Genomic DNA, 17621 nt, shown 5'->3' on the forward strand with positions numbered 1-17621 from the left:
TGTGTGGGTACGAGTGCTGTGTTGAGTCATGCTCCTAGTTCACCGCGCCCTGACGAGACGATCCATGGTCGATCGGCTCAGTTTCATACGAGATCGTCTCGATCGATCTACACTCGACGCATGGACGCCCTCGGTAGCCTCCTCAACGGTCCGCGCGCGCAGACCCCGATGATGCTGCGGATGGCGATGCGCTCGCCGTGGTCGGTGCGTATCGAGGACACCGCTCCGCTGACCGTCGTCGCCGTCACGCGGGGAGCCTCGACACTGACCTACGACGACGGTGCCCACCACCGGGTCACCCCCGGCGACGTCGCGCTGATCCGGGGTACACATCCGTACACGATCGCCGACGAACCCGCGCACGACTGGGTCGCCCGGATCGACGCGAACGGCGATTGCTTCGACCCCACCGGCACGCACAGCGTCGCCGACGACATGTGTTTCGGGGTCCGATCGTGGGGCAACTGCGGCGACGACGGGCAGGCCGACGCGATCATGCTCATCGGCACCTACTCCAGTGGCGAGGTCAGTCAACGCCTCCTCGATGCACTGGACCGCTTCACCGTCGTCTCCATGCACGAACACCCGTTGGTGGCGTTGCTGGAGACCGAGATCGTGCGGGATTCACCGGCGCAGGAGGCGGTGCTGAACCGACTGCTGGATCTGCTGCTCATCACCGGCCTGCGCCAATCGATGGAATCCGGGCAGGTCCGCGCCACCCAGTGGTACCGCGCTCACTCCGATCCGGTTGTCGGACAGGCACTTCGCCTCTTGCACAACGGCATCGACCGCCCCTGGACCGTCGGTTCGCTGGCCACCGCCACAGGCGTCTCACGGGCCGTGCTGGCACGGCGGTTCACCGAGCTGGTCGGCGAGCCGCCGATGACCTACCTGACGAATTGGCGCCTGTCGGTGGCCGCTGATCTGCTCGCCGACCGCAGCCGATCGCTGAGCGGTATCGCCCGGCAGGTCGGCTACAGCAGCCCGTTCGCATTCAGCGCGGCCTTCAAACGGCACCGCGGGCTCAGTCCGGCAGCGTTCCGCGCCCAGACGGTCGGCGACGGTGGGGAGGTGAGCGCCGCGGCCACCATGATTCACTGATGGCCATGTCCGCCCGCTCAACGCTTGCCGGCCTCACCCGGCGCCTGCCCTTCGGCATCGGCACCGTGACGATGATCCTGATCGCGGCGATGATCGCCGCCGTCGGAGTGGTTCTGGCGATCGGCACACCCGACGCCCCCGCCGACCATGCGAACGGACAGCTACGCGGCTACCACCACCAACCAGAGGATGCGTGGACCCAATCGAGCGACAATCTGCCCGGCTACGGATCGAACGGCGGGATCGAGGTCGCCGACACCTGGCGCGGCCAGTGGCTGCTGAGCTATCCGTCGGGGCTCGGTCGCGCCTACCTGCTGGTGAACGAGACGTCGGGGACCCCGATGTGGGACGCCCCCGTCGTGACGGGGCTGGGCAGCTGCGCGATCGATGATCTCGGCCAGGTGGGATGCGCGGTCAAGCTCGGTGACGTCCCCGACGGCTTCTACCTCATCGGTGAGAACGGCACACCCGAGTCACCCACCGCGCTCGACGACACCCAGCAGGTCGTCGGCGTCGGCCCGAACTTCCTACGTATCGACCAGGCCGGCTACCGCGTCACCCTGCGCACGTCGACGGGACGCCAACTCTGGTCGCGGACCTTCGCGGCCGCGGCACGGGCCACGCTCGCGGACAACGGAATCCTGACGATCGCCACCTCCGATGGCGGCCGGTTCATCGTCGACCCGACCACCGGCGCAGACCGACTGTCGTGCACCCAGTGCACCATTGCCGCCTACCCGAGCGGCATCACGGTGCAGTATGACCGGTTCGGTGAGGAACGCGTGGCGACCTACGCCGTCGACGACGGCGCGCTCCGTACACCGGCAACCGCCGAGTCCGACGGACTTCGGGTCCTCAGCGGCCCGTCGACCCTGCCCGTCCTCACCGGTGTCGGCGAGAGTCAGGTCCAGGTCACCCAGGGCCGCTACGAGATCCGCGACCCGGCGGCCGCCGATGCCCTGTGGCAGATCACCGACCCGGAACTATCGAAGGCGAACACCAAGCCGTGCGGCACGCTGGTCGCGTTCGCGCTCAAGGATCGGTCGCGCATCTTCTACACCCTCGCCGACGGGACGAGCCTCGGCACGATGGCGCCTCCGGCCTTCGACGATCCGGACGCCAACATCGATCAACTGAACTGCGTCGGATCGTCGGGCTCCGACGTCGTCTTCGCCAATCCGAACCAGGTGACGGCCTTCGATACGACCAGCGGCGAGATCGCCTGGACCCGACCGGTGATCGGGTCCACCGAAGCCGTCAACGGCTACATCGTCATCCACCAGGGGACGTCGATCACCGTGCTGCGGCCCAACTGACTCACGCGCCGGCTCAGGATGCGGTCAGGAACGCCTGCAGCGCAGCCGAGTACATGCCGACGTCGGCGGCCCCCATCATCTCCCGTGCGCTGTGCATCGCCAACTGCGGCGCCCCGACGTCGATGGTGGTGAGTCCGGTGCGTGCAGCGGTGATCGGGCCGATCGTCGACCCACACGGCAGGTCGGCCCGATGGGTGTATCGCTGCATGGGGACGCCGGCGGTGTCGCATGCGACGGCGAAGATGGCCTCGCCCACCGCATCCGAGGCATAGCGCAGATTCTGGTTCACCTTCAACACGGGGCCGCCGTTGATGGTGATCCGATGCGCCGGCTCGTGCCGTTCGGGATAGTTCGGGTGCGTGGCATGCGCCATGTCCCCCGAGACGCAGACACTCGCGGCCATCGCCTGCAGAAAGTCGGCGCGATTACCGCCACGCGCCAACACGATCCGTTCACAGATCGTGGCCAGGAAATCCGATGCGGCACCCCGCTCGGATCCGCTGCCGACCTCCTCGTGGTCGAACAGCGCGAGCACGCGCGTGTCGATCGAGGGTTCCCCGTCGAGCAACGCACGCAGGCCCGCGTAGCAGGTGCCCTGATTGTCCAGTCGCGGCGCGCTCAGCAGATCGTTGTCGGCGCCGATCAGTCGGCACGGCGCGACGTCGTGGGTCATCAGCTCCCAACCGAGGAGCGATGAATGGTCGATGCCGGCGTAGGAGGCCACCCATTCCAGGACGTCCGGGGCATCAGGGTTCAGAGACCAGATCGCGTCCACGTGCCGTTGCGGATCCAGCGTTACGCCTTTGCGATCCTCGGAGAGATGGATCGCCAGCTGCGGCACCCGCACAACGGGTTCGGACACGTGCACCAGGACATGCTCGACGGTCGAACCGGACCGATAAGCCAGACGTCCGGACAATCCCAGGTCGCGATCGAGCCACGAGTTCAGCCAGGCACCGCCATACGGTTCCAGCGCCACCATGCCGACCCCGGCCGAGGTCCGTCCGGGGCGCTGCTTAACGCGCAGGTTGGGACTGTCGGTGTGGCCGCCGACGATCCGAAAGGCATTGCCGTCCCCGGTATCCCACGCGATGATCGACCCCCCGCGGATGACATAGTTGCGTCCCGTGGCCGCGGCCCACTCCTCGCTCTCGAAGAGTCTGGTGTAACCCGCGGCCTCCAACTCCCCCGCAACGGTGGCGCACACGTGGAATGGCGACGGCGACGCGTCGATGAATGTGCCGAGGCCTTCGGCCGTGGCACTCGTCTTGGTGCTCACCATGAAACTCCGCTCATCTCGTACCTCCGACGAAAAGGTGTGCGGCCGGGATGCGGACACCACCGACCACAGCCATCGTGGCCACGACCGATGCCATCAGCACGAGCTCCCCGAGGTTGGCCACCCACAGGACCGAGGAGCCGACGACCGCCGTTGCGAACATCACCAGCGCCCCGACGATCAGCCACGGAAAACCCGCATACCGCAAGGCCATCACGCCGAGAACGAGGATGGCGAGCACGGTGATGATCGCCGGCAGGGCCGGCCCGTCGACCCCAGTGTTGATGTACCGGAGGGCATCACCCGCATCCTCGGGCTCGAGGTCCAGCCGGACCACGTCGTTGACGATCCCGATCGCGATCAGCATGGCGACCAGGAGACATCCGCCGATCGCGACGTTGCGCGAGCGCACCTGCTCCACCGGCAGCCGGGCGACCAGGATACCCACGACAATGATCAGCAGAGGGGTGGCGATCGCGTGAATCCAGAAGCGGGGCACGTTGATCGCCATCAGGGTGTCGCCGTACCCCACGAACCGGCCGACCGCGACCGCGAAGTTGTCGTAGGCCAGTCCGAGCAGGATCGCCCCGACGAGGAGGCCAACACCGCCCACCTTCGGCAGCAGGCGCAGGGTGACGATGAAGAGGCCCAGCATGGCGATACCGAACACCGCCATGAGCACCGATGTCATCAGGCGGCGGCCAAGACCGAATCTATGACGGAGTAGAACAGGCCGAGGCCGTCGTCGCTGGGCCCGGTCAGCGGCTCAGTGGCGTGCTCGGGATGTGGCATGAGACCGACGATCCGGCCGTCCGGGCTCGCGATCCCCGCGATGTCGAGGACCGAACCGTTGGGGTTACCGCCGGCGTAGGAGAAGACGATCCGACCCTCACCCTCGAGTTCCTCGAGCTTGCTCTGCGGCGCGACGAACCGCCCCTCACCGGATTTGAGCGGGATGAGGATCTCGGCGCCGCGTTCGAATCGGCTGGTCCAGGTTGTCGTGTTCGACTCGACCTTCAACCACTGGTCGCGGCAGATGAAGTGCAGACCTTCGTTGCGGGTCAGCGCACCCGGCAGCAGTCCGGCCTCGCACAGCACCTGGAATCCGTTGCAGATGCCCAACACCGGCATACCCTTGGCGGCGGCGTCGAGAACCGAACCCATCACCGGCGCGAACCGGGCGATGGCGCCGGCGCGCAGATAGTCACCGTAGGAGAAGCCTCCGGGCACGATGACCGCGTCGACACCCTTGAGATCGGCGTCGCCGTGCCACAACTCAACCGGTTCTGCGCCGGCGATCCGGGCCGCGCGCACCGCGTCGACATCGTCGAGAGTCCCGGGGAAAGTGATGACCCCGATACGAGCACTCATGATCCGGGCCCCTCAGTCAGCGACGCGGGAGACGTTGAAGTTCTCGATCACCGTGTTGGTGAGGAGCTCTTCGGCGATCCGCTCGAGCATCACATCGTCCACGGAGTCATCGACCTCGAGTTCGAAACGCTTGCCCTGCCGGACGTCGCCGATCCCGGCAAACCCGAGCCGCCCCAACGCCCCCACGATCGCCTGGCCCTGGGGATCGAGAATCTCGGCCTTCGGCATCACATCGACCACCACTCGCGCCATGGGCTACTGCTCCGTTCTCGCTGGTGCGCTGTTCAGCGAACACCTTACCGGGTGGGCTGAGGTCGCACGCGCGCCGCGGTGCGGCGACCCGCCGCCGGACCGGCCGCCGACCTCAACCCACCCCGAACCCTGAGGAGCCTCGCGAGGAACGAGCGATGCGCCACCACCCGAACCCTGAGCAGCCTCGCCAGGAACAAGCGATGCGTCACCACCCGATCCCTGAGGAGCCTCGCGAGGAACGAGCGATGCGTCACGAAGGGCCGCCCCTTCGTGACGCATCCTCGCAGGCTCGGAGGCTCCTCAGGGAGCGAGGTGGTCGCAACCTCGCAGGCTCGGAGGCTCCTCAGGGAGCGACGTGGTCGCAACCTCGCAGGCTCGGAGACTCCTCAGGGAGCGACGTGGTCGCAACCTCGCCGGCTCCTACAGACCAGGTGGTCGAAGCGAGGCGACTACAGAACGGCTTCGATCGCGGAGATGACCGTGGGATCGGTCGGCTCGGTACGCGGGCGGAAACGGTTGACGACCGCTCCGTTGGCGTCGACCAGGAACTTCTCGAAATTCCACTGCACGTCACCGGCCTCGCCCTCGGCGTCGGCGGCCTTGGTGAGTTCGGCATACAGCGGATGCTGATCGTCGCCCTTCACGTCGGCCTTTTCCAGCAGCGGGAACGTCACTCCGTAGCTGGTCGAGCAGAACGTGGCGATCTCTTCCGCGGTGCCCGGTTCCTGGCCCATGAACTGGTTGCACGGCATGCCGACAACCGTCAGACCGCGGTCGCGATAGGTCTTCGCGATCTCCTCGAGCCCGGTGTACTGCGGGGTCAAACCGCACTTGCTGGCAACGTTCACCACCAGCATCGGACCGGCGAAGCCGGAGAGGTCGAGGGTGCTGCCATCGAGTGCGTTGACGGGGATGTCCTTGATGTTGCTCACCCCACCGACGCTAGCGCAGGCCGGTAGAGGGCGGCCCGTTTCGTCGCGCATATGACCCCCATCACTACGGCAGCACCGATATGTCCGATCTCACCATTAATTGCGTTCACGAAATAGTTGCGTCGGCGTTAGTTTTATTGGGTGTCCGAAACCCCTCCGTCGACCAGCGACGACGCCCGCACCGCGGAGTCCGTCGAGACTGCCTGCACCACGTTGCTCGGCTTCCTCGACCGGTTGGCATGCATCGGCAAGGCACACGCGATGGACAACCTCGCCGCGACCGATCTCACCTTCTCGCAGATGCGGGTTCTGTTCGCACTGGGAGCGCACGGCGACGGCGTCGATTGCATGTCCCTGAACGAGATCGCCGACCACGTGTCCCTGTCGCTCGCCGCGGCAGGACGGACGGTCGACAAACTCGTTGTCGCGGGTCTCGTCGACCGCCGCGAGGACCCGACGGATCGACGGGTCAAGCGGGTGTCGCTGACCACCGAGGGCAGCGCCCTCGTCGATTCCCAACTGGACATCAAGCACGACCTCGTCCGCACGTTCGTCACCGGACTGCCCGAGCGGCTTCGCAACGGCCTACACGACGCGCTTGGCCCGATCATCGACAGCGATGTCGACTTCTTCTCCCACGTCGGTGACTCCATACCGACGGATTCCTCATCACCGGATACGTCACAGAAAGTCGGTTCATGACCTCTGCATCCACTCCGGCCCACGCGCACGCGGGTCCACCGGATACCAAACTCGACAGGCACGTGCTGATCGTCGCCGGTGTGGTCGTGCTCGGCGCGATCATGTCGATTCTCGACGTCACCGTGGTGTCGGTGGCGCAGAACACCTTCCAGCAGGAGTTCAACACCGACGCGGCCGGTGCGGCCTGGACGATGACCGGGTACACGCTGGCCCTGGCCGCGGTCATCCCGCTGTCCAGCTGGGCGGCAGCACGTTTCGGGACCAAGAAGGTCTATCTGACCTCGCTGGTGATGTTCGTCCTCGGTTCCGCGCTCTGCGCACTGGCATGGAACATCGGATCCCTGGTCGCGTTCCGCGTCATCCAGGGTCTCGGCGGCGGCCTGCTGATGCCGATCGGCATGATGATCCTGACCAAGGCGGCCGGACCGGAACGCGTCGGCTCGGTGATGGCTGTGCTCGGTATCCCGATGCTGCTCGGCCCGATCGCGGGTCCGATCCTCGGCGGCCTGCTCATCGAGAAGGCCTCGTGGCACTGGGTATTCCTGATCAACGTGCCGATCGGCATCGTCGCGATCATCTACTCGTGGTTCGCTCTGCGTGGTGATGAGGAGACGTCGCGGCCGTCGATCGACTTCGTCGGACTGCTCTTGTTGTCACCTGGTTTGGCGTTGTTCCTGTACGGCATCTCGTCGAGCAACGAGGCGGGCACGTTCATCTCGGCCAAGGTTCTCGTCCCGGCCATCATCGGCGCAGTCCTGATCGCCGCGTTCATCGGGCACGCACTGCGCAGCGACAAGCCGCTGCTCGATCTGCGCCTGTTCCGCAATCGGACGCTGACCATCGCGGTGATCTCGATGACGTTCTTCATGATCGCGTTCTTCGGAGCGTCATTGCTGTTCCCGCAGTACTTCATCGGGGTCCGCGGCGAGACCACTCTGTCCGCCGGTCTGCTCCTCGCTCCGCAGGGTATCGGCGCCATGCTGACGATGCCGATCGCCGGACGGATGACCGACAAGATCGGCCCCGGCAAGTTCGTTCTCGTCGGCATCGTGCTCATGTTCCTGGGTATGGGCACGTTCGTGTTCGTCGGCGCGACGACCACCTATTGGGTGCTCTGCGGCGCACTGTTCGTGCAGGGCCTCGGCATGGGTATGACCATGATGCCGATCATGTCTGCCGCCCTGGCGACCCTGACCAACGCCCAGGTGCCCGATGGTTCGACTTTGATGAACGTCGTCCAGCAGACCGCATCGTCGATCGGTTCGGCCGTCATCGCCGTGATCTTGGCGACCAACCTGAAGGACGCACCGGAGGGCATGTTGGCGATCGCGTCGAACACGGCGCCCGACAGCCTGCCCGAGCAGATGCAGAACACGCCGATCCCGACGTCGTTCTTCGAGGCCGCGGCCAACGCCTTCGGCTCCACCTTCGTGGTGACGTCGGTGCTGATCGCCGTGTGCCTGATCCCGGCCTTCTTCCTGCCGCGCAAGAAGATCAAGTCCCCGCTGGTCGAGGAGGACATGGCCGCCGCGCCGGTCATGATGCACTAGCTCGCACCGCGCTCGGCGCTCGAGCCATCGGGCACCCGGCACCCGGCACCCGGCACCCGGCACCCGGCACCCGAGGCATTCAACGTGCCCAGCATGGGAGCCGAGAGAACCCGGAAAAACGTCGACAGCACCCAGCCCTACAACGCCGACAGCACCCAGACACACAAGATCTGGGTGCTGTCGGCGTTTTTCCGGGTTCTCTCGGCGTACAGCTGGGTGCTGTCGGCGCGAAACAGGATTCTCTCGGCGTTATTCCGGGTTCTCTCGGCGTACAGCGGGTTCTCTCGGCGTACCGGAGGGTTCTCTCGGCGCGAAACAGGGTTCTCTCGGCGCCGGGACCCACCCGACTACGAGTCGGCGTTCACCGCCCCCGTCTGCTGCAGTATCCAGGCCAGCTCGAACGCAACCTCTTCCCACTGCTTGTAGCGGCCGCTGACACCGCCGTGGCCGGCCGACATCTCCGTCTTGAGCAGGACCAGGTTGTCCGAGGTGCTCAGCTCCTGCAGACGCGCAACCCACTTGGCGGCCTCGGTGAACAGCACGCGGGTGTCGTTCAGAGATGTCAACGCCAGGATCGGGGGATACGGCTTGGCACCGACGTTCTCGTAGGGCGAGTAGGACTTCATGTACGCGTACACGTCCGGGTCGTGCAGCGGATCGCCCCACTCGTCCCACTCGATCACGGTCAGCGGCAGCGACGGGTCGAGGATCGAGGTGAGCGCGTCGACGAACGGCACCGAGGCGAGGATGCCGTTGAACAGCTCCGGCGCCAGATTGGCAACCGCTCCCATCAGCAGCCCACCGGCCGAGCCGCCTTCGGCCACCATGTGTTCCGGTGTCGTCCACCCACTGTCGACGAGGTGGCGGGCGGCGTCGACGAAGTCGGTGAAGGTGTTCTTCTTCGTGAGCGTCTTACCGTTCTCGTACCAGTGCCGCCCCATCTCGCCACCGCCCCGGATGTGGGCCAGAACGAATACCACCCCGCGATCGAGCATTGACAGACGCGACACCGAGAACGATGGATCGATACTGGTCTCGTACGAGCCGTAGCCGTAGAGCAGTAGCGGCGCGGGACGAGATTCGTCGACGCCCTTGCGCCGCACGACCGACAGCGGGATCTTGGTCCCATCGGCCGCGGTGGCCCATTCCCGTGACTGAACATAGTCTTCGGCGTCGTAGCCGCCGAGCACGGGCTGGCGCTTCAACAGTGTGAGTTCGCCGGAAGCAACGTCGAGGTCGAGGATCTCGGTCGGATCGACGAAACTCGCGTAGCCGATGCGCAGCCGGGGTGTCACCCACTCCGGGTTGCCACCCAGCCCGGCCGAACACAGTTCCTCTCGGAAGGTGACCTCGTGGAAGTCTGTCCGCGAAGGGATTCCGTCGATCGTCCGGAGATCGGCGATCGCCAGTTTGGGCAGCGCGTCACGGCGGTAGGACAGCACGAGATAGTCACGGAAGGCGTCGAGATCCTCGATCCGCAGATCCAGGTCGTGCGCGATGAGTTCCCGGCGGTTGGACGGATCGGCGGCCGGGGCGATGTCGATCGCGAAGTTCTCCGCCTTCACCCCGTCCCGGACGTCGTTGTGCACGATGACGAAATAGTCGTCGCCGCCGATCACCGCATGCTCGACGCTGTACTCGACGCCCTCGACCCGTTCGGCGACGCTTCGGAATTCGCCGGTCGGGTCGTCGGCGGGAAGCACGTACACCTCGGACGTGATCTTTGATCCGACACCGATCATCAGATATTTGTCGCTGCGGGTGGAACCCATTCCCACCCAATACCGCTCGTCGGGTTCGTGGAAGACTCGGACATCGTCGCCACCCGACCCGATATCGTGACGCCACACCGTGTCAGGCCGCCACGCCTCGTCGACGGTCTGATAGAAGACGTGTTTGGCGTCGGCCGACCAGACCGCACCACCCGCGGTGTTGGCGATGACGTCGTCGAGCAGTTCGCCGGTGCCGAGGTTCTTGAATCGCAGGGTGTACCGCTCGTCACCGACGACGTCGGTGCTGAAGGCCAGCCAGTCGCCGTCGTCACTGACGGTCAGCGCGCCGAGGCTGAAGAAGTCGTGACCCTCGGCCTCGACGTTCGCGTCGAGGAGGATTTCCTCGCCCGGCAGCGCGGCGTCGGCGGCGACTTCGGGTGGAGTCCAATCATCTTCTGCCGCAATGGGGCAACGGCAGCGGATCGCGTACTGTTTGCCCTCTTGCGTCCGTGCGTAGTACCAGTACCTGCCGCGCCGGCTGGGGACCGACATGTCGGTCTCCTGGGTGCGACTCTTGATCTCGGAGAAGATCTGGGCGCGTAGATCGGCGAGTTGGTCGGTGTGCTTCTCGGTGAAGGCGTTCTGCGCCTCGAGGTAGGCGATCACCTCGGGATCGTCCTTGTCCCGCAACCATTCGTAGTCGTCGAGGAAGGTGTCGCCGTGGTGGGTGCGCTCGGTGGGGACCTTCTTGGCCACCGGCGCGGTGACGTCGGTACTCACATCCATCTCCTACTCGTGATCCGGCCAGTCGGCGAAGGACTTCTGCGAAATCCATTCGTAGGCCTCGATGTAGCGTGCTCGTGTGCGTGACACGACGGGCTCGGGCAGCGGCGGTGGGGGCGCATCGGCAACCCGGTCCCACCCGGAGTCCGGGCCGGTGAGCCAGTTGCGGACGATCTGTTTGTCGAAGCTCGGCTGCACTTCGCCGGGTCGATAGGTGGCGGCCTCCCAGTACCGCGACGAGTCGGGCGTGAGCACCTCATCGGCGAGGACGAGCTGCCCGTCCTCATCGAGCCCGAACTCGAACTTGGTGTCGGCCAGGATGATTCCGCGGTCGGCCGCCAGCGCCGCGCCGCGTCCGTAGATGTCGAGGGTGGCTGCACGTAGACGTTCGGCGAGTTCGGCACCTTCCTGCTCGGCAACCCGTTCGAAGCTGATGTTCTCGTCGTGATCACCTTGCGCAGCCTTCGTCGCCGGTGTGAAGATCGGCGCAGGTAGCTTGCTCGCCTCCTCGAGGCCCTCGGGCAGTTCGACGCCGCAGACCGACCCGGTCGCTCGATAGTCGAGCAGTCCGGAGCCGGTGAGATATCCCCGCGCGACACACTCGACCTGCACCATCGGCAGCTTGCGTACGACCATCGCGCGGCCGACCGCCTCGGCCGGGATGCGCTCGTCGGTCGGGCCGCCGGCCAGGTGATTGGCCACACCGAGCACGTCGAACCAGAAGAAGCTCATCGCCGTGAGGATGCGACCCTTGTCCGGAATCGCCGGACTCAGGATGTGGTCATAGGCGGAGATCCGGTCCGAGGCGACCAGCAGCAGGGTGTCGGCGTCGATCTCGTAGATCTCGCGGACCTTCCCCGACGCGACGTGCGTATAGGAGTGCAGTTCGGGACGCATGCATCGACCCTAGTGGTGTGACAGTCTGCATCGCATGACCGGTCCACAGATCACCATCACCTACTGCACCCAGTGCAACTGGCTGCTGCGCGCCTCGTGGATGGCCTCGGAGCTCCTGAACACGTTCGGTACCGAGTTGGGCTCGGTGACGCTGGTCCCCGGCACCGGCGGCGTCTTCCACATCGATGTCGATGACCAGCGGGTCTGGGAGCGCAAACGCGACGGTGGTTTCCCCGATGTGGTGACTTTGAAACGGCTGGTGCGTGACGTCGCCCTACCCGATTGGAGTCTGGGGCACGCGGATCGTGCGGCGGAGGACTGAGGAGGGGCCAACTGATCCCTGCTCGAGCCCGCCAACCGCCCCCTGAGGAGCGGCCTTCACGACGGGCGCCCTTCGTGACGCATCGCTCGTTCCTCGCGAGGCTCCTCAGGGACCGATGGGGCGACGCAGCGCTCGTTCCTCGCGAGGCTCCTCAGGGACCGATGGGGTGACGCAGCGCTCGTTCCTCACCAGGCTCCTCAGGGACCGATGGGGCGACGCAGCGCTCATTCCTCACCAGGTTCCTCAGGGACCGATGGGGCGACGCAGCGCTCATTCCTCACCAGGTTCCTCAGGGACCGATGGGGCGACGCAGCGCTCGCTCCTCACGAAGCTCCACAGGGACCGATGGGGCGACGCAGCGCTCATTCCTCACGAAGCTCCTCAGGGACCGATGAGGTGACGCAGCGCTCGCTCCTCACCAGGCTCCACAGGGGCCGATTGGGGCGACGCAGCGCTCATTCCTCACGAAGCTCCTCAGGGACGGGTGGGGTGACGCCTCAGAGCAAGAACGGGAACTACAGAATCGGTGCCGGCGTGTAGGCCGCGGCGTCCGGATACTGGGCGATGATCTTCTCCGCCGCGGCGACGACCTCGGCCACCTGCGCTTCGGCGGCCCCGACGAACACGGACTTGTCGGCGAGCAGCTCGTCCAGCTGGGCCCGGTCGAGCGGGATGCGATCGTCGGCGGCGAGTCGGTCCAGCAGATCGGGCTCGCGGCCCTCCTCGCGCATCGCGAGGGCGACGGCGACGGCGTTCTCCTTGATCGCCTCGTGGGCACTCTCCCGGCCGACCCCGGCACGCACCGAGGCCATCAACACCTTGGTCGTGGCCAGGAACGGGAGGTAGCGGTCGAGTTCGTTGGCGATCACGGCCGGATATGCACCGAACTCGGCCAGCACCGTCAGGAAGGTCTCCATCAGGCCGTCGATGGCGAAGAATGCGTCGGGCAACGCCACCCGGCGTACCACCGAGCAGAAGACGTCGCCCTCGTTCCATTGCGCACCGGCGAGCTCGGCGGCCATCGAGCCGTAGCCACGCAGGATCACCTGAAGCCCGTTGACCCGCTCGCAGCTGCGGGTGTTCATCTTGTGTGGCATCGCCGAGCTGCCGACCTGGCCCGGCTGGAAGCCTTCGGTCACCAACTCGTGCCCGGCCATCAGCCGGATGGTGTGAGCCAGCGACGACGGACCGGCCGCCACCTGCACCAACGCCGAGACGACGTCGTGGTCGAGGGAGCGCGGGTAGACCTGTCCGACCGACGTCAGGGACCGGGCGAACCCGAGATGGTCGGCGACGCGGCTCTCCAGATCGGCGAGTTTGGCGGCATCCCCGCCGAGCAGGTCGAGCATGTCCTGCGACGTCCCCATAGGGCCCTTGATACCGCGCAGCGGATACCGATCGATGAGTTCACGCACACGGGTCAGCGCGACCATCAGCTCGTCGGCGGCACTGGCGAAACGTTTGCCCAACGTGGTCGCCTGCGCGGCGACATTGTGGCTTCGACCGGCCATCACGATGGTCGAATACTGAGCGGCGCGGTCGACGATGCGGGCGAGCACGGCGACGCCGTGGGCATACACGTGTTCGAGCGACCGCAGGATCTGCAGCTGCTCGACGTTCTCGGTGAGGTCGCGGCTGGTCATTCCCTTGTGGATCTGCTCATGTCCGGCCAGCGCGTTGAACTCCTCGATCCGCGCCTTCACGTCGTGTCGGGTGATCCGCTCACGGTCGGCGATGGAGTCGAGGTCGATCTGGTCGACGACCTTCTCGTAGTCGGCGATCGCGCCGTCGGGGACGTCGATACCCAGGTCGCGTTGTGCCTTGAGCACCGCGATCCACAGTTGGCGCTCGAGAGCGATCTTGTTGCGTGGCGACCACAGCTCAGCGAGCTCGGTGGAGGCATAACGACTGGCCAGGACGTTGGAGATGGCAGGCTTCGACACGCACACAGTGTAGTCGTGCGGCCCCTCAGCCCGGGAATCCGCGCGGGAGACCCGCCCTACAGCGCGAAGCAGGCCCAGCCCGAGCCGTAGCCCTGGTGGACGCGCATGACGGTCACCGGTCCCGTCACCCCACCCTGCTTGGCGTAGAGCAATCGATCCCCGATGCGGCGCGGTACCCAACGGATGGTCGCGATGGCGCCGTCGGCTTGGGCCGTGCCGATGAGCCGCTCGGGATACCCCTGGGCGCGTTCGAAGAATGTGACCCTCCCCGACGAGTTCACCGGAACTGTCAGGTCGTACAGACACCCGGTTCCATAGACCACCGAGGAGAACGGCACACCGGCGTCGACCTTGCCGACAGGCGCGGCACCGGCGGATCCCGGTGTGGCAGCGAACAACCCGAGCACCATGAGCCCACCGGCCATCATCGCCGACACCGTGGACCTTCTCCGGCGCCCCCTCCCGGTCCCGGCTGTGTCGAACCTCGACATGATCTCTCCCCCTGTCCTCATCCGGCGGGTCATCCGCGCGGTGCGAGCACCTCGATGACCTCGATCAACGCGTCCCGTGCCGCAGCGTACGGGGTCACCTGCGGCAGCCCCAGGGCACCCATCACCGCGCCGTCCTCCACAGCGATCAACTGTTCGACGTGGACCGGGTCGGCCACCCGGAAGGACTTCTGCAGCACATCGGAATGCATCTCGGACAAGAGCACCCGCCGGTCGGTGACGACGTCACGCAGACGCGGGTAGCGCGCCGCAAGGGTGATGGTCTCGTATCGGGCGGCCAGCATCTGGATGCTCGTCTCGGGACCGACGAACACCTCGGCAAGAGCATCGGCGGTGGCGTGTCCCCCGCGCCGACGGCGCGACAATGCGTCACGGCGCGCCGCGATGCAGTCCTCGTCGTTGCGGCAGACGTGCGCGGCGGCCTCGGCCATCAGATCCTCGAGTGAACCGAAGTAGTAGGTCGTCGACGCCAGCGGCAGCTGAGCGCGCTCGGCGACGGCACGATGCCGGACCGCATCGAAGCCGCCTTCGAGCAGCAACTCACCGGCGGCCTCGATGAGTCGGGACCGACGTCGCAGCCCCTTGGGGGTCGCCGCCGAAGTCATGGAATCATGCTGCCAAAGCGCTCGCCTGCCGGGTGTTGCTTTGGCAAAAGCCGCTACGCGGTCAACGAATTCGACACCTCGACGCACAGCGACCCACTACATGCGGTCGGTTCGCCCGAATCTTGAGACGATCGATACATGGACGACGAGACCTTCCTCCGCCAGGCGATCGATCTCGCCGCAGCGGCGCGCGCCCGTGGCGATCACCCATTCGGCGCGTTGCTCGTCGACGCGGACGGCGAGGTGGTGCTGACCGCACTGAACACGGTGATCACCGACGCAGACCCGACCGGCCACGCCGAGACGAACCTCGTGCGTGCCGCGGGGCGACGGTTCGACCTGCGGGCGCGGGCGGCGTTGACGCTGTACACCAGTACCGAACCGTGCGCGATGTGCGCGGGCGCCATCTACTGGGCGCGCATCCCGACGGTGGTGTACGCCCTCAGCGAGACCGATCTCCGGTCGATGACCGGCGACGATCCCGAGAACCCGACGATGTCTCTGCCGTGCCGCGACGTCTTCGCCCACGGGGCACACCCGACGTCGGTGCGCGGCCCCCACGACATCCCCGCCGCCCGCGAGGTCCACGCCGGCTTCTGGCGGCCCTGACCGCCAGGCCTCCTCGGCCTACCGAAAGTAGTGCCCCGAGTCGATGTCCTCGATGAGGCCCGGCCGCTCGGGCTTCCAGTCCATCACCTGACGGGTCAGCGCGGCCGATACCGGGTTGTCGGCCGTGACAAACCCGGCGAGATAGTGGAACCGGTCTGCCAGTTCATCGGGCGCGACTGTGGCCGTGAGTATTCCGAGTCCACGACCGATGGCCTCGGCGATCTCCCGGAACGCGACACCCTCGTCACCGACAGCGTGGAGGCGTGTCCCGCCGGGCGCCGACTCCAGCGCCATCCGGTACAGCCGGGCGGCGTCGCGCGTGTGCACCGCCGGCCAGCGGTTCGTGCCATTGCCCGGGTAGCCGGAGAATCCGTTCTCGCGGGCGAAACCGATCAGCCCGGGGACGAATCCGTGATGGTCGAGATCGCTGTGCACCGACGGCGGCAGCCGCAGCACCGACGATCGGACCCCGTGCGACGCGAGAGCGATGATCTCGTTCTCGGTGTCGATGCGGTACCCGCCGTCGAACACGTCGTCCTCGGTTCCGGGGCGTCCGGTCACGCCCATCAGTGCGATCAGCGCAGTGCCGGACGTGCCGACAAAGGGCTTGCCCGTGCCAACGAGTGCATCAGCCATCGCCCGCACCGCCGTCAGGTCCGCGGCCGCCGCGGTGGCGAGATCGCCGGTCTGCATCAGGTCATGCTTGAAGGCCAGGTGGATGACGCCGTCGGCGTTGGCTGCCGCGTCGGCCAATATGTCGAGGTCGTCCAGGTCTCCCCGTCTGACCTGCGCACCGAACTCCTCGATCGCCGCGGCGGAGGCGTCGGATCGGGCCAATCCGACGACCGTGTGTCCCGCGTTGATCAGTTCGGGAATCACTGCGGAACCGATGTGCCCGGATGCGCCGGTGACAAATACCTGCATGAGACTCTCCTCGTCCTTGATGACAGGTTGTGACATCACCTACCGTACGCCTGATGTCACAACCTGTCATCACGTATCCTGGGCCCATGGGACGCTGGCCGGCGGGATCACGCATGCGCCTGCAGCAGGCGGCGCTGACACTGTTCGTCGAACGCGGCTATGACGCCACATCGGTCGCCGACATCGCCGAGGCGGCGGGCGTCACCGAACGCACCTTCTACCGACATTTCGGCGACAAGCGCGAGGTCCTGTTCGACGGCGGCCGCGCACTGGAGCACGAGATCGTCGAGCGACTGGCCGAATGCCCTGCCTCACTCGCACCCCTCGACGCCATCGCCATTGCACTCGATCATGCGGCCGACGCCTTCTTCTCCGACCGACAGCCGTTCTCGCGCATCCGCCAGAGCGTCATCGACGCGAATCCAGAACTCCAAGAGCGTGAAGCGCTCAAGATGACAGCCCTGACCGATGCCGTGGCGAAAACGTTTGTCGCCCAAGGGCTGGACGACACGACCGCCCGTCTCGTGGCCGAGATGGGCATCGCGGTGTTCAAGACCGCCTTCGCCGCCTGGGTGGCGCCGGACAACTCCGAGCCACTCAACGCAAAGCTGGCGGCCGCCATGCGCACTCTCCGCGGCGTGGCCACGCACACACCCGACAACTGACCTCCCGTCGTCCGATCGTCTGAATGACCCCCTGCCGATCGGCGGGTCCACACGAGATCGGCTTCGAAAACCGCCCGGTGCAGCGCAGAGCTCGGCGTATCGCCGACCACGGCCCGCTCCGGGGCGGTTTTCTGCCACACCAGATCCGC

18 protein-coding genes are annotated in these 17621 nt (G+C 66.3%); 7 read left to right on the plus strand and 11 right to left on the minus strand.

The window, feature by feature from the left end; translation table 11 throughout:
• Nucleotides 1-120 precede the first annotated feature (120 nt).
• Nucleotides 121-1101 carry a cupin domain-containing protein gene (locus AC4AMJ_RS20175; RefSeq protein WP_489899363.1) on the plus strand — a complete coding sequence of 327 codons (981 nt, stop codon included), beginning with the start codon at nt 121-123 and terminating at the stop codon, nt 1099-1101.
• Nucleotides 1101-2417 carry a hypothetical protein gene (locus AC4AMJ_RS20180; RefSeq protein WP_489899362.1) on the plus strand — a complete coding sequence of 439 codons (1317 nt, stop codon included), beginning with the start codon at nt 1101-1103 and terminating at the stop codon, nt 2415-2417. The genes AC4AMJ_RS20175 and AC4AMJ_RS20180 overlap by 1 nt, the downstream gene beginning before the upstream one ends.
• A 13-nt stretch (nt 2418-2430) precedes the next feature.
• Here the strand turns inward: AC4AMJ_RS20180 and AC4AMJ_RS20185 are convergent, their stop codons facing one another.
• From AC4AMJ_RS20185 to AC4AMJ_RS20205, 5 genes are all read right to left on the minus strand, one after another.
• Nucleotides 2431-3699, minus strand: a complete 1269-nt coding sequence (locus tag AC4AMJ_RS20185; protein ID WP_489914297.1) for a M18 family aminopeptidase — start codon at nt 3697-3699, stop codon at nt 2431-2433.
• Between the two features lie 10 nt (nt 3700-3709).
• Entirely contained in the window at nt 3710-4387 is a 678-nt protein-coding gene (locus AC4AMJ_RS20190) for a hypothetical protein (RefSeq protein ID WP_489899360.1), read from the minus strand.
• Nucleotides 4387-5067 carry a phosphoribosylformylglycinamidine synthase subunit PurQ gene (gene purQ / locus AC4AMJ_RS20195; protein WP_489899359.1) on the minus strand — a complete coding sequence of 227 codons (681 nt, stop codon included), beginning with the start codon at nt 5065-5067 and terminating at the stop codon, nt 4387-4389. Before purQ ends, AC4AMJ_RS20190 begins: the two co-directional genes overlap by 1 nt.
• 12 nt (nt 5068-5079) lie before the next feature.
• Nucleotides 5080-5319: a phosphoribosylformylglycinamidine synthase subunit PurS gene (gene purS, locus AC4AMJ_RS20200; protein ID WP_489899358.1), complete on the minus strand. Its 240-nt coding sequence runs from the start codon at nt 5317-5319 to the stop codon at nt 5080-5082.
• A 449-nt stretch (nt 5320-5768) separates the two neighbouring features.
• Nucleotides 5769-6251, minus strand: a complete 483-nt coding sequence (locus AC4AMJ_RS20205) for a glutathione peroxidase (protein ID WP_489914299.1) — start codon at nt 6249-6251, stop codon at nt 5769-5771.
• A 141-nt stretch (nt 6252-6392) separates the two neighbouring features.
• Here AC4AMJ_RS20205 and AC4AMJ_RS20210 point away from each other — a divergent pair, with 141 nt between their 5' ends.
• A complete protein-coding gene (locus tag AC4AMJ_RS20210; RefSeq protein WP_489914300.1) occupies nt 6393-6953 on the plus strand; it encodes a MarR family winged helix-turn-helix transcriptional regulator in 561 nt (186 codons plus the stop codon).
• Nucleotides 6950-8503, plus strand: coding sequence for a DHA2 family efflux MFS transporter permease subunit (locus tag AC4AMJ_RS20215; RefSeq protein ID WP_489899355.1), 1554 nt, complete (start codon nt 6950-6952; stop codon nt 8501-8503). Before AC4AMJ_RS20210 ends, AC4AMJ_RS20215 begins: the two co-directional genes overlap by 4 nt.
• A gap of 347 nt (nt 8504-8850) precedes the next feature.
• Here AC4AMJ_RS20215 and AC4AMJ_RS20220 read toward each other — a convergent pair whose 3' ends face one another.
• Entirely contained in the window at nt 8851-11001 is a 2151-nt protein-coding gene (locus tag AC4AMJ_RS20220; RefSeq protein WP_489914301.1) for a S9 family peptidase, read from the minus strand.
• A gap of 3 nt (nt 11002-11004) precedes the next feature.
• Nucleotides 11005-11895 carry a phosphoribosylaminoimidazolesuccinocarboxamide synthase gene (locus AC4AMJ_RS20225; RefSeq protein WP_489899353.1) on the minus strand — a complete coding sequence of 297 codons (891 nt, stop codon included), beginning with the start codon at nt 11893-11895 and terminating at the stop codon, nt 11005-11007.
• Between the two features lie 34 nt (nt 11896-11929).
• Here AC4AMJ_RS20225 and AC4AMJ_RS20230 point away from each other — a divergent pair, with 34 nt between their 5' ends.
• Entirely contained in the window at nt 11930-12217 is a 288-nt protein-coding gene (locus tag AC4AMJ_RS20230) for an Rdx family protein (RefSeq protein ID WP_489914303.1), read from the plus strand.
• A gap of 515 nt (nt 12218-12732) precedes the next feature.
• On the opposite strand, the gene purB is transcribed toward AC4AMJ_RS20230, so the two are convergent.
• From purB to AC4AMJ_RS20245, 3 genes are all read right to left on the minus strand, one after another.
• Nucleotides 12733-14160, minus strand: coding sequence for an adenylosuccinate lyase (purB, locus tag AC4AMJ_RS20235; protein ID WP_489914305.1), 1428 nt, complete (start codon nt 14158-14160; stop codon nt 12733-12735).
• Between the two features lie 56 nt (nt 14161-14216).
• On the minus strand, nt 14217-14585 hold the full coding sequence (locus AC4AMJ_RS20240; RefSeq protein ID WP_489900754.1) for a hypothetical protein: 369 nt from the start codon (nt 14583-14585) through the stop codon (nt 14217-14219).
• A gap of 95 nt (nt 14586-14680) precedes the next feature.
• Entirely contained in the window at nt 14681-15274 is a 594-nt protein-coding gene (locus AC4AMJ_RS20245; protein WP_489914307.1) for a TetR/AcrR family transcriptional regulator, read from the minus strand.
• 138 nt (nt 15275-15412) lie between these two features.
• Here AC4AMJ_RS20245 and AC4AMJ_RS20250 point away from each other — a divergent pair, with 138 nt between their 5' ends.
• Nucleotides 15413-15883, plus strand: coding sequence for a nucleoside deaminase (locus tag AC4AMJ_RS20250; RefSeq protein ID WP_489914309.1), 471 nt, complete (start codon nt 15413-15415; stop codon nt 15881-15883).
• Nucleotides 15884-15901: 18 nt separating this feature from the next.
• On the opposite strand, the gene AC4AMJ_RS20255 is transcribed toward AC4AMJ_RS20250, so the two are convergent.
• Nucleotides 15902-16807, minus strand: coding sequence for an SDR family oxidoreductase (locus tag AC4AMJ_RS20255; RefSeq protein ID WP_489914311.1), 906 nt, complete (start codon nt 16805-16807; stop codon nt 15902-15904).
• A gap of 86 nt (nt 16808-16893) precedes the next feature.
• Here AC4AMJ_RS20255 and AC4AMJ_RS20260 point away from each other — a divergent pair, with 86 nt between their 5' ends.
• Entirely contained in the window at nt 16894-17472 is a 579-nt protein-coding gene (locus tag AC4AMJ_RS20260; protein WP_489899347.1) for a TetR/AcrR family transcriptional regulator, read from the plus strand.
• Nucleotides 17473-17621 lie beyond the last annotated feature (149 nt).

This window comes from Gordonia sp. LMA484, assembly GCF_058129505.1.